Source organism: Myxococcus sp. MH1 (genome assembly GCF_059738865.1).
In genome coordinates, this window is record NZ_AP026947.1 from 6023705 (window position 1) to 6037653 (window position 13949).

General features: G+C 72.3%; 1 protein-coding gene (cut by a window edge). It reads right to left on the reverse strand.

Features of this window, described 5'->3' with window-relative positions; translation table 11 throughout:
* On the reverse strand, positions 1-13908 hold the start of the coding sequence (locus AC6JA9_RS23510) for an IPT/TIG domain-containing protein (protein ID WP_497957857.1). The gene continues 18171 nt to the left of window position 1, outside the view; the window shows 13908 of its 32079 coding nt (coding positions 1-13908); it begins with the start codon at positions 13906-13908; its stop codon lies beyond the left edge, outside the window.
* Positions 13909-13949: the final 41 nt, after the last annotated feature.

Sequence of the window (13949 nt, forward strand, 5' to 3'; positions counted from 1 at the left end):
GAGCAGGTCCGTGGACACGGAGAGCTGCAGCACCGCGCTCGGAGGCAACGGCATCTCCGGACGGAAGCGCACGAGCACCGTGCTGACGGGCTGCTCCGCGCTCCCCGCCTCCAGGTCCGCGCCGGGCGCATCCGGGCCCAGCCACTCCACGCCGTCCACCCTCAGCGACACGGCCTGCTTCGCGCTCTCCGGCGTCACCGTCGTCGAGAACGACAGCATCATCGAGGACAGGCCCAGCGGGACGACGTCGCCCGACTTCACGCTCGCGGAGACCAGCGTCAGCTCCGCCGCCTGACCGAACTCCAGCGCCCAGCCCGCGGCGCCACGGTTCCTGGCGCTCACGACGCGGCCCCCCGCCACCGCCACCCGCTCGGCGGCGCCACCGTTCGCGCCCGCGACGTGGTGCATCAGCCGAGGCGCCGCCAGGTTGCTCAGGTCCACCACCGCCACGCCCGCCGCGCCCACCGCGACATAGGCCACGTCCCCCACCACCCGCACATCCGAGGCGAAGCCCTTGAGCACGTCCGTGCCCACCGACGCGCCCCGCTGGGGGGCATCGGGGTTGGACACGTTCACCAGCACCAGGCCCTCGTTGCCCGCCGCCACGACGGCCCAGTGGTCCCGACGCAGGCGCACCCGCTGGACATCCAGCGCCAGCGAGCCCCGCTGCGACGGACGCTTGTCCACCCGCACCGTGTGCAGCTGGCCCCCGGTGAAGCGGTGCCCCGGCGTCCACGTGCCGGTCCCCACCACCGCGAGGCCCTCCTCCACGGCCAGCGCGCTGACCTCGGGGGCCAGCGGTGACTTCAGCGTGTGGAGCAGGAACGCCGCGTTCGTGATGTCGAAGCCGAGCAGACCGCCCTTGCCGGCCGCCGTCAGCAGCCGGTCTCCGCGCAGGTCCAGGCCGAAGGCCGCGCCGTCGCCGGCGGACGTGGTCCGCACCAGCTGGGGCCGCGCGGGGTTGGAGATGTCCAGCTCCAGGACCGTGGCCGCCGAGTACGCGCTCTGGCCCCGCATCGAGCCCGAGCCCAGGAACAGGCGGTCATTCCACTCGGACGCGTACGCGATGGAGAGCAGGTCCGCGCCCAGGTAGTCCCACTTCCCGATGATGCGGTCATCCAGCCGGTCATTGTCCTCGTCGATGAGCTCGCTGCGGCGCTCGGGAGGAATCGGCGTCCCGGCCAGGCGCCCCTTCAGGTAGAGGCCCGACAGGTCGACGATGCGCAGCCCGCCCGCGCCCACCATGTAGACGTGGTCGCCGATGGCCACCATGTCGCGAATCTCGCCCTGGAACGCCACCGAGGCGTCCGTGGGCTGGTCGAAGATGTACGCATCCTCGAGCACCGCGGGCGCAGCGCCGTCCTGGACCACCGACACGTCCACCGCCCCACGAAGCCCGTTGGGCGTGTACGCCTCCAGCCGCTTCATGCCCAGCACGCGCACTCGCAGCGCCGGCGTGGTGCCGAACAGCACCCGGACGGTGCCGCTGGTGGAGAAGCCGTTGCCCTCGAGCACCACCTTCGTGCCGCCCGACGACGGGCCGCGCCCCGGCGAAATCGAGACCAGCGACAGCGGCCGCGTGTAGATGAACGCACCCGCGCGTGTCAGCGAGGTGCCCGAGAGGTTGCGCACCTCGATGGCCACCGCGCCGTCCACCGTGGACACGGGCGTGCGCACGGTGACTTCGTTCGCCGAGAAGGACTGGATGTCCGCGGGGAGGCCGCCGATGCGGACCTCCAGGCCCGCCTCGAAGCCACGCCCCTTCAGCGTGACGAGCGTGCCGCCCGCCACCGGGCCCTCGCGCGGCGAAATCGTGTCGACCACCACCTGCCGCGTCACGGTGTCCTTGGACGTCCGGAACTCGGTGACGAAGCGCCCGGGCATGAGCGAGCCGTCCGCGTCGTCGGCCTGGAGGCCGGAGATGATCAACCGATAGCGCGCATCTCCCGCGAGCGCGCTCACGGGGTCGATGACGAGCTTCTGGACGCCCTCCTCCACCGGCGTCCGGAGCTCCGTGGTGATCTCCTCACCCAGCGCGGAGCCATCCAGCGCGTACAGGCGCGCGTTCACCGACGACACGTTCCGGATGGGGACGTTGAGCTCGGCGACGAGCGTCTCCAGCGTGGACACGCCCAGCTCGGAAGCGGCCGGACGCATCGCGGTCACCATGGGGAACGGCACCGCGACGACGGCGAACCCGTCATTCGGCGTGGGCAGGTTCCTCGGCGAGAAGACGCCGTTGATGCTGGCCACGACCACGCCCCGGTCGATGCCCACGTCGGCGAGCGACGTCGCCGGCCACAGGTCCACCGCATCCACGGCGAGCGGAGCGTCGATTTCGGAGGCGGCCGACAGCTGGAGCACGCCCGCGCCGGCGTTCACGCCCAGGTGCGGGCCCAGCGCGGACTGGAAGAAGCGCGTGCCCACCAGGGACGGAATGGACGCCACCTTGCGCGGCAGCGTGGGCGGAGACAGCGACACCGTGGCCGCCGTCTCGAGCGAGGCGAGGCCCCGGCCCGAGTGGATGGCGAGGTCTCCCACGTCCGGCGTCTCGCCCACCACGGGGAGGCCCGGGCGCGCCAGGTCCACCGTCAGGGTGGCCGCGGCGTTCCCCAGCCGGGCCCGCAGGACCGCGTGCCGGCCGAGGATGCGCACCTGCTCGATGGAGGGCGTCTTGACGGTGCCGTTCATGACGAACGACTTCACGGCGCCCAGCAACATGGGGCGCAGCGGCTCCACCAGCGAGAACACCGCCAGGCCGCTGTCTCCCGCGGCCACGAGCGCCAGGTCATCCACCACCGCGACATCCAGCGCCTCGCCCTCGTAGGGCAGCGCCTGCACCAGCTTGGGCTCGGTCGGCTTGCTCACGTCCACCACGAGCAGCGACGGGCCCCCCTCCCCCACCATGTCCACGTGGGTCAGCTCGGCCGCGTCGGCCGCCACGTACGCGATGGTTCCGCGCACGGTGAGCGCCTTCGGCTCGTAGGGCGGCGGGAACGAGACGCCGCCCATCATCCCGGCGTTCTCCGGCACGGAGACGTCGATGACCGACAGCGCGCCTTGCGTGCTGCGCTTGAGCACGTCGATGACGTCGACGCCCTGCTGGATGGACGCCTCGGAGAGCACGTAGGCGCGGCCCCCGGAGATGACGAGCGGCCCTGGGCGGCCCTGCGGCATCCGGTCCGACGGGCGGCCGTCCGTGCCATCGATGGAGGGCTGGTACCGGCCGATGCGCTTCGTCGTCGACAGGTTCGTGTAGAGGTACGCGCTCTCGGCCACCGCGAGCTGCCCGTCCGGGTTGGCGACGAAGACGTCCGCCGGACCGTAGCCGCCCTCGGGCGTCTCCACGAGCAGGCGGCCCGGCGACAGCACCGTGACGGAGCGCGCCGGGCGCCCCCGCGCCGTCTGCGATCCCTGGCCCCGGAAGAAGACCTCCGCGCCGTGCTGGAAGCCCGCGCCGGACAGCTCCACCAACTGCCCGCCCGCCAGCGGCCCCGAGGCCGGCGAGGCATGGCTCACCTGGAGGATGTCCATGAAGATGAAGCCGCCCAGGAGGCTGCCCTGCAGCCCGCCGGGGTTGACCACCGTGACGCGCGCGGGGCCCTCCACCTGCTGCGGCGTGCGCGCGGTGAGGCGCGTGCCGGTCTCATCGACGGAGACCTCCGTCGCCTCCGCGTTGGAGAAGTACACGCGCGCGCCCTGCGCGAACCGCTCGCCGTGAATCGTCACGCGCGTGCCGCCATCCACCGGGCCCGCGCGAGGCACCACGCGGTCCACGCTGGGCAGCTCGCCCTCCGTCGTGCGCGTGCGGAAGCGCGAGAGGTAGCGCCGCTCCAGCGTCTGGCCGAAGGTGCTGCCCAGGCCCGCCTCCACCGCGATGGAGTGCTCCTTGCCGCGCGCCAGCTTCACGCCCGCGGGCAGCACCAGCTCGACGCGGAAGGCATCCGTCGCGCTCACGCGCACGTCGGCGGTCACCACGCGGCCGTTCAGCAGGCCCTCGCGCAGGATGACGCGCGACGCGCTCACCGTGGCCGCGTCCACCGGCTGCGAGAAGCCGACCGACAACACCGGCGCCTCGAACGACACCTGCTCCGCGCCGTCCGCCGGGGTGACGTCCGTCACCAGGAAGCGCGGCAGGGTGAACTCCGCCACGCCCTGGTGACCGAAGAGCGTCATCGGCCCGCCGGACGTCATCTCCACGTCGCCCGCCGCGGGGACGTTGGCGCGCACGGACGTCGTCGTGACGCCCTCCGCGTCCACGATGGAGGCCGTGAGCAGGCCCTTCACCGGACGGTTCGTCGCGTCGATGAGCTGCACCGTCGACACCGACACGTTGCCCAGGCCGGACACGGAGCGCTGGCCGGTGGCCAGCAGGTCCGCGCGTCCCGGCGCGTGGGAAAGCAGCGACAGCACGCGCGGCGCGGCGCGCACGTCCACCACCGCCAGCGAGGCCGAGGCCCCCTGGCAGCCCACGTGGACGCGCTCGCCCACCACCGTCACCGTCTCCGCGCCACCCGGCACCGCCGCGTACCCCAGCTCACCGAGCTTCGGGTCCAGCAGGTCGAACACCCGCAGGCCGCTCGTCCCCGCGGCCACCAGCAGCTTGTCGCCGAGCACCGCCACGTCGCGCGCCGGCGCCGGCGTGGGCAGCGTCGTCACGCGCTGGGGGTAGTCGCGGTCCGACAGGTCCACCACCACCACGCCCGCGGCGCCGTTGGCCACGAAGGCCAGCTGCCCCGCCGCCACCACGCCCCCCACCTCGGGGCCGGACAGCTCGATGCTGCCCTGCTGGAGGATGTGGGCCGCGTCGTTCGTCTTGAACAGCACCAGCTCACCGTTTCGCGCCGCCGAGTCGTGGCGGACGCTGACCAGCGCCAGGCCGTCGTGGAACGCCGACGCCACCGGCACGCCCTGCAGGGCATGTCCCACCAGGGCCGCCAGGGGGGCGTCCGTCACGCGGAAGAACTCCACGCCACGCGAGAAGGGCGCGCCCTTGGGCAGGCCCGTGGCGCCGACGATGCCCAGCCCCTCGCCGTCCACCGCCAGGGCGGACAGCCGCGTGCTCTCACCCGAGCCACCGAAGGGCTTGTAGGGCGCGCGGGAGGGCCGCATGCCGGCCTCCACCTGGACCACGGGCGTCGCCTTCGGGTTGCCCGACAGGTCGCTCGCGAGCGCGTGGAGCGTGATGGCCTTGCCGGCCATCGGCGTGGGCACGAGCCACGAGTAGCGGTACTGGGGCCGGTTCGCGCTGCTCGTCACCGGCACCACGGAGGCGCCGACCTGCGCGGACACCGGCTGGCCGGCGACGTTGGTGTAGGCCGCGTGGAAGGCGACCTCGTGGATGCCGGCGTTGTCCTCGGCGAAGGCGGACAGGAGCAGCGGGTCGCCTTCGGTGACGACGTCCAGGTGCGGCGGGTCCACCAGCTCCACCTCGGGCACGGTGGTGTCGGGGATGGTGCCCACCTTGCGCTCGGGCGTCTCCACCTCCTGCCCCGCCTTGTCCACCGCCACGGCCTTGATGAAGAACTCACGGCTGCCGCTGCCGATGGGCGCCACGAAGCTGCCCACGTAGGCGTTGGGGCGGCCGGGGATGCCCGCGGGCGTCAGCGCCGTGGCCACCTTGCGGCCGTCCACGAAGAACGACACCGCCTCGATGCCGCTGTCCACGTCGAAGGCGTTGGCCTCCAGCCGCAGCCGCGCGCCCGCGAAGACGGTGCCATCGGGCTCCGGCCGCGTCAGCTCCACCGAGGGGAGCTGGTCCGCCACCACGCTGAACGCGATGGGCTCCGACTGCGTCGCCTGTCCGGCGGTGTCCACCGCGCGCGCGGCGATCCACAGCCGCTTGCCCACGTCCGCCGGGTCCGCCACGTGGATGTGCTCGAACGGGAGCTGGAAGCGGCGCCCCACCTCGGCCAGCTGGTCCCTCGCGGGCCCCACCAGGAACGTCACGTAGGACACCGCGACGTCGTCGCCCGTCTCGGTCGCGAAGGTGCTCGGCAGCTTCGCCACCACCTTGAACGGCGGGTTTCGCAGCGACACCGACGGCGGCTTGTCGTTGATGGCGCTCACGGTGACCACGTCCGACGAGGTCCGGTTGCTCAGGTCCACGGCCCGGGCGGTGAAGCGCAGCGGCACGCTCACCCCGGCCTCCGTCACCAGGTTCTTGGGCACCAGGTAGGAGAAGCGATACGGCGGCGCGGGGACCTGGGCCAGCTGCGTCTCCGCCCCGTCGCCCACCTTCACGAAGAACGTCACGCTCGCCACGCCCACGTTGTCCTCGGCGCGCGCCTCCACATCCATCCGCAAGCCGGACACCATCGCCGAGCCGTTCGCCGGGGACACCAGCTTCACCACCGGGTCCTGCGTGTCCGCCTTCGCCTGCACCGTCACTTCACGCGCCTGGACCGTCCTGCCCGACGAGTCCCGCGCGTTGGCGCGAATCGTCAGGTGACGCCCCGCCGAGCCATGCGGCAGCGGGACGCGGAAGGAGTACGGACGGGTGGCGCTGGCGAAGCGCAGCGGCCCCTCGACCCCGCCCTCCACGGTGACCTCCACGCGCTGGACCTCGACGTCGTCCTGCGCGGCCACCAGCACGGCGAAGTCGCGGCCCTCGGTGACGATGGCGCCATGCGCCGGCTGCGCGATGGCCACCGTGGGAGGCTGGTCGCCCACCACGGAGAGCACCACCGTCTGCGAGCTCACCTCGTGCCCGAAGCTGTCCACCGCGTGGCCGCGCAGGCGCAGGGTGTCCCCCGTCGACGCGGGCACGGGCACCAGGAAGCGGAACGGCGGCTGGTTCAGCGTGGCGACGGGCGCCGTCTGGTCATCCAGGTAGAGCGACACGGACGTGACGCCCACGTCGTCCTCCGCCGAGAGGATGACCGGCAGCGGGTTGTCCGCGACCACGGTGGTGCCATCCGACGGGGAGAGGATGACCAGCGCGGGCTCGCGGTCCCTCACGATGTCGATCTGCTGGTACTCCAGCTCGCCCTGGTTGCCGGAGACGTCACGGGCACGCGTGGCGATGAAGTACGGGACCAGGTCCAGGCCGCCCAGCTCCGAGAGCCTCGGCACGGAGTACTGGAAGGTCACCACCGGCGAGTACACGTCGAACGGCGAGCCGGGCAGCCCGTTCTCCGACGGGAAGCCTCCGGCGACGTGGATGAGCTTCAGACCCTCCGCGCTCGGGCCGGCGTAGATCTCCACCCGGTCCACGAAGGCGTTGTCGTGCGCCTGCACCTGGATGAGCACGGGCGTGTTCTCGATGACGTCGCGGCCCAGGCTGGGGCGCAGCACGTTCGCCACCGGCAGGGCCGTGTCCTCGGCGATGCGGATGCGCCGCTCGACGGAGGAGCGGTTGCCCTCCAGGTCGCGAGCCTCGACGCGCAGGAGCACGTGGCTCTCCGTGCGCGTGGGGTCCAGGCGCACGAAGCCCGGGGGCAGCGACAGCAGCCCGCGGAAGATGCGGAAGCGGGAGATGTCCTCGGGCGCCACGCGCAGGGCCGCGAGCGTGTCGCGCACGGTGACGTCGGCGGCGACGGGGTTGCCCTCCGGGTCGAAGAGCGTGGGCACCACGGTGCCGTCGCGCTCGGCGAGCTGGAGCGCGGGCTTGCCGTTGACGAAGAACTCCACGCCCGTCACCTTCGTGTCGTCCGCGGCCAGCGCGCCCAGGCGCAGCTGGATGCTGCCTTCCACCAGGTAGGCATCCGCCGCGGGCTCCAGGAAGGCGAGCTGGGGCGCGCGCGGCCTGCGGCTCTCGATGACCAGCCGCGCGCTCTTCTCCTGGTTCGCCGTGTCCTTGACGGTGAGGGTCAACACGGTGGGCTGGCCATCGGCGCCCATGGGCGGCGTGAACTTCACGCTCAGCGACCTGCTGCCCGTCACCGCCGGCGTGAAGGGCCGCGTATCCGGCAGGCCGTCTCCGTAGGTCGTGGTGACGGAGGCCACGCCCACGTCGTCCTTGACGGTGAAGTGCAGCGTCGCCTCCTTGCCCTGCAGGAGGCTGACGAAGCCGTTCTCCAGCTCCGCGCGGTGGATGGTCTCCCCCGTGGCCACCAGCCGGTCCAGCTGGAGCGTCGGCGCGGCGTCGGGGACGATCTGCACGAACACCGGATGGGACACGGCGTCGTTGCCCGCGCGGTCCGTGACGAGCGCGTCGAGCTTGACGGGCCCCAGCGTCGTGCGCTGCAGGGTGAGCTCCACGTCCTGCGAGGTCCCCACCAGGAGGGTGTCGCCCTGGGGCTCACCGTTCACCAGCAGTTGGACCTTGGCCAGGCTCGCGTTGTCCGCGGCGCGCAGGCGCACCTTGAAGGGCTGGCCCGTCACCGCCGAGGCGCCCTCCCCCAAGCCGACGAAGGCCACCGTCGGGTCCACCGTGTCGGGCACCACCTTCAGGACGCGAGCGTCCTTCGCCACCACGCCCGCCGTGTCCACCGCGACGGTGGTGAGGCGCGCGTCCGTGGCCGTCCACGCCGCCGGGATGCGGAAGCCCGCCTGGCGCGCGCTCAGCTGGCCCGCCGTGAGCGTCGCGGACAGCGGGTCCACCGTCAGGCGCTGGCCAGCGGCGGCCACGCGGACCTGGTGCGGCTGGCCGGACTGGTAGCGCAGCGCCAGCTCGGAGACCAGCACCGGGCGCGAGTCCCCACCGACGGCGTGCAGCGACACGAGGACCTGCTCCACGTCCACCGCGTTCTTCGGGAAGCCGAGGTCCACCTCGTACAGGTTGCCCGCGTCGAGCGTGAGCACGCGCGTCTGCGTCAAATCACCGGAGGGGAACAGGGCCTTGAAGGCCGCCAGCTCCGCCTGCGCCTCGGTCGACAGCTGCGTCTTCGGCCGCAGGTGGTAGGAGACGTGCGCCTGGGCACCGTGCGAGTCCGCGGCGACCTTCAGGCGGAGCTGCCCCGGGCCGTTGTCCGAGGGATGGGCCGCGTGCGGCGTGACGCGCACCGCGCCGTCCTCACCCGTCACCACGAAGGTGAACGGGGTGCCCGCCGACGTGCCGCTCCCGGGCTGGGCGCCGAAGGTGAGCGTCGCGCTCGACACCGCGTGGTTCGACAGCGAGAAGGGCACCTGCGGCGTGGCCGTGAGCAACGGGGCATCGAGCGCCAGGCCCGTGGCCGTCGCGGACTTCACCTCGGAGGTGGAGGCGACGAGCCACGCCGCGCGCAGCCCCACGTCATCCTGGAGCTCCATCGAGCCCGTGTAGCGCTGCTCCTCGATGAGGTCCCCGCTCGTGGGCGACACCCAGCGGACGACGGGCGCCGCGTCGGGCACCAGCAGGCACGAGTAGCCGGACACCGTGGTGCGGCCCAGCGTGTCCGTCGCCGTGGCCTCGAAGCTCACCGTGCGCGACGCGCCGCTCGTCAGCGTGGGCATCACGAACGGACCGCTCAAGTTCACCGAGGCCGCGGGCAGCGTCTCCGGTCGCTGCTCGAGCCCCTCGATGCCCTCGGGCTCCTCCAGGCCATCATCGAAGCTCATGGCGAGCGACTGCACCGCGCTGTCGTCGGACGCCTGCGCCTGGAGGGTGACCTCCGAACCGGACACGCACGTCTTCGCGTCGGGCACGCCTCGCAGCGAGATGCGCACCACCGGCGGCAGCTTGTCCTCGGGGGTGATGATCTCGAACTCGACCTTGGACGTGTCGGTGGGGTTGCCGGCCGGGTCATACGCGCGGGCCCAGACGACGTGCTTCTCGGGCGCGGTGTTGGACGGGTCCGTGCCAGTGCGCTGGACGGGAATCGTCCCCGAGTAGGTGCCCACGTAGCGCCGGCTGACGAGGATGTCGCCGGGGCCCTGCGGGTTGGGGGCGCGGACCTCCTCGAAGTCCTCGTGGCTTGCGCGCAGGTAGTCCTTCTGCGGCTCGGGCCGGATCTCGACACCGTCCAGCACCACGGCGACGCGCGAGACGCGCACGTCGTCGGAGACATCCACGCGCAGCCCCAGGCTGCTGCGGTTGGCGACCTGCAGGGGCTGCGTGGCCGTGCCGGGAATCGGCGACAGGAGCAGCGCGGTGGGGTGCTCCACGTCGTCGATGACGTCGAGCAGCACGTCCTCGTGGCCGAGCTGGGGCACGGGGCTCACGTCCTTGGCGACGACCCCCACCGAGCGCTCGGACGCGGGCGTCGTCGACGTGACGATGGGCGCGCGCACCACCAGCTTCTGCTGGATGGCCGTGTTGACCGGACCGATGAACGGCTCCAGCGTCACGCCGCCGGAGCGACCCGCGACGCTCGCCACGCCCTCGTCGTCGGACACGGTGAAGGTGATGGTGACGTCCTGGCCCTCCTTCACCACGGAGCTCGGCGCGGGCAGCATCAGGTTGACCACGGGCGCGGTGTTCTCCACCGCCTGGAGCACCAGCCGGCGCTCCGCGGAGCGGTCCCCGTCATCCACCACCTCCGCGCGCAGCCGCAGCGGATGGCCCGCGTACGCGGCCGGCACGTCCAGCTTCCACTTGAACACCTGGTACAGCCCCTCTTCCGTCCCGGCGTTGACGGAGCCCACCGGCGACTCGGGAGCGTCCGGGTTCTTGGGCTGGAGGGGGTCCTGGAGGAAGAGCCGGGCGTTCTTGACGTGGACGTTGTCCGTGGCGACCACGACGACGTCCACGCTCCGGTTGGGGCCCGCGAACACGCGCGTGCCCTCGGCGGGGCTCCGGAAGGCCACCATGGGCGGCTCTTCGTCCGCCTTCACGTCGAGCGTGAGGCTCACCGTCTTCGTGTTCTTCTCGTTGTTGCTGTCGGTGACCTCGGCCTCCAACCGCACGCTCCCCGCCGTCGAGGGCAGGCGCAGGTCGAAGCGGTACGGCGGCAGCGTGGCGACACCGGCGGAGTGGCGCGCGGCGCCGCGGTACTCGAAGAGCTCCACCCTGGAAACGGCGACGTCGTCCTCGGCGTGGAGGACGATGGGGACGAGCGTGTTCGCGGTGCCGACGAAGCCGGGGCTCGGACTGAGGAACTCCACGGTGGGCGGAAGGTCCCCCTGGAGGGTGACGGTGTGGCTCACCTCGTCGTGATTGTCCGAGGTGTCGTAGGCGCGCGCGGTGAGCTTGAGGCTCGTCTTGGGGACCGCGCCGTCGAAGAAGTGCTCGGTGGGGATGACGGTGTAGCTGATGAACGAGCCGGGCACGCCCGCGTTGTCGCCGGGTGAGGTGTCGGTGAAGACGGGCGTGTTGAGCTCCTCGCCCAGGAAGAGCTCCACGCGTTTGGCGCCCACGTCGTCGAAGCCGGCGATGGTGACGAGCAGCCCCTGCGAGTTGGGCACCTTCACCAGGTGCTGCGGCGTGAGGATGTTCACCTTGGGCTTGTTGAGGTCCGGGCGAATCACCACGTCCACGTGGTGGCTCTCCCGCTCGTGCCCCTGGGCGTCGCGGGCGGTCGCGATGAGGCGATAGGTGGTGGCCGTCGTCACCACGGACGTGCGCCACGTCACCCGGTAGGGCGGCACGGAGGACTGGCCCACGGGCACGCCGTTCACCTTCCACGTCACCTGCGGCGCCTCGCCGCTGTCATCCGAGGCGGCGGCGGTGAGGAGCACCTGCGTGCCCCCCACGTACGAGTCCGTGAAGGTGGGCGTCTGGATGGCCACGTTGGGCGGGCCGTCCTGCACGACGACGGCCTCGAAGCCGACGCGGCGCTCGAGCCCGCCGTGGTCGATGGCTTGAATCTCCACGCGAGGCCGACTGCCCGCGGAGCCCGCGGGCGGCGTCCACAGGAGACGGAAGTTCTGCGAGCCCTGCGCGGTGCCGCCCTGCCCTCCTTCGTCCAGCCGCGTGGTGGCCACGGCGTTGCCGTTGACCAGCAGCGCCACCTTGACGCCGAAGGACAGCGCGTCGTCACCCACGGTGCCCTCGACGGCGAGCGGCACCTTCTCCGTCACCTCCACGGTGCTGCCCAGCGGGGCGCGGCGGGTGATGAGCGGAGGCGCGTTGCCGACGATGCGCACGAGGACGGCGGAGCCCTCCGCGGTGGCGCCATGGCGGTCCACGGCGATGGCCTTGATGGAGGCGCCCGTGCCGGCGCTGCCCGGCGGCGGCACGTAGCTCACCTCCCACAGCGGGACGGCGACGATCTCCTGCGGCACCTTGTCGGGGATGGGGCGCAGCTCGATGCGGGCCGTGGACGACGCGCCCACGGGGGCCCCGTCCACGGTGAAGCGCACGACCTGGAAGTCGAGCGGGGACAGCGTGCCGGACGTCCAGTCGCCGCTCGTCACCCGGAGGATGTGCGGGATTCCCTCGATGAGGTTCGCGCCGGAGACGGGCTGTTCGTAGACGACCTGTCGGGTGCTCGGGCCCGGGGGCGCCGTCACCTTGACCTGGAGCACAGCCGGCGTGGACTCCTGGTCACCGGAGTCCACGGCGATGGCGGACAGCTTGAAGGTCGCCCCCACGTTCGGCGGGGCCTGGATGCGCAGGGTGTACGGCGCGGTGTCGTCGATGACGGTGGGCACGCCGTTGACGAGGAAGCTGACGTGCTTGACGGCCACGTCGTCGGAGGCCACGGCGCGCAGCTCCACGCTGGCGCCGGCGGCGATGGAGGTGGGGCCGGACAGGCGCACCGAGGGGACGCCGTCCTTCGCCTCGACGCGGCGGGTGTCCGTCCACGGCTCGTTCTCCGAGGTGAGGTGGGTGGCGGTGATGGTGGCGCTGCCGGGGGCGAGCGAGGTGACCTTGCCCTCGGAGCTGACGGCGACGATGGCCGGGTGCGAGGAGCTCCAGGTGGTGCGCAGGGTGCTCGGGGTCAGGTCGATGACGCGGCCGGTGACGGGGTGGTCCAGGCGGCCCTGCAGTTGGAGCTGGAGGCTGTCCTTCACGCGCGCGAGCGTGACGGTGTCCGGGAGGATGCTCACGCCCGCGATGCGCGAGGGGTCCGTGACGATGACGGGGACCTCGCGGGTGCGCTCGGCATACGTCACCTTGATGGTGGCCTCGCCCTGCGCGAGCGCGATGACCTCACCGGACTGGGTGACGGCGACAACGGCGGGCTTGCTGGACTCGTAGAGGACGCCGCGGCGACCGCCGGAGAGGTCCGCCTGCCCGGCGACGGCGAAGTTGCCGAAGACCTTGAGGTCCTCGCGCTGGCCCACCTGCTCCAGCAGGAGCGAGCTGGGCTGGACGGTGATGTCGACGAGCGGATCGAAGGACGTGGAGCTGGTGAACTCGACGGCGGAGGTGTGAACGGTGCGGCCGAAGGGGTCCTGGAGGGCGACGTCGGCGATGACGACGCCGTCGGGGGGCAGCCTTCCGTCGGTGGTGGGGATGAAGAAGCTGATGCGGCCGGGTGTGGCGACGTGGGGACGGCCGACGAGCCGGCGCGCGGTGACGAAGGCCTGGGCCTCGGCCTCGCCGAGGTCACCGTGCACGGTGCGCAGGGCGAGCGCGGAGGCGCCCATCATGGAGAGCTCGGCGGAGGCGACCTGGCCGGTGTAGGCGACCTGCAGGACGATGCCGCCCGCGGTGGCGTCGGAGCGGACGGTGACGGGCGTGGCGGCGAAGCCGGGCGGGCTGCCCTTGGCGTTGAAGGTGGTGACGAAGGGGGTGCCCGGAACGGAGTCGGACCCGATGGGCGTGGCGGTGACCTTCAGGGCGCCGTCGTCGGGGAAGGCGACCTTGAGGGGCACGAGCACGTGGAAGGGCACGGCGCCCGCGAAGTCACGCTCGACCCGGAGGTTGGAGGTGGCGACGAAGGAGCCGTGGGCGTCCGAGGTGCCCTCGAGGGTGACGAGGACCTGGGAGACCTGTTGCTCGATGTCGAAGCCGATCTCGACACTCTGGGCGCCGGGGCGCAGAGGCGCGAGGGGATAGGCCGCCGTCACCACGGGGGGCTCCGCCCGGGCAACCAGAGCGAACCCCAGACACAGCACCGTGAGCACCGCGCGAACACCGCTCCAACCCTGACTGTTCACAGCCCCTCCCACCGACGAACCACGAACTCCGGAACCCCCAC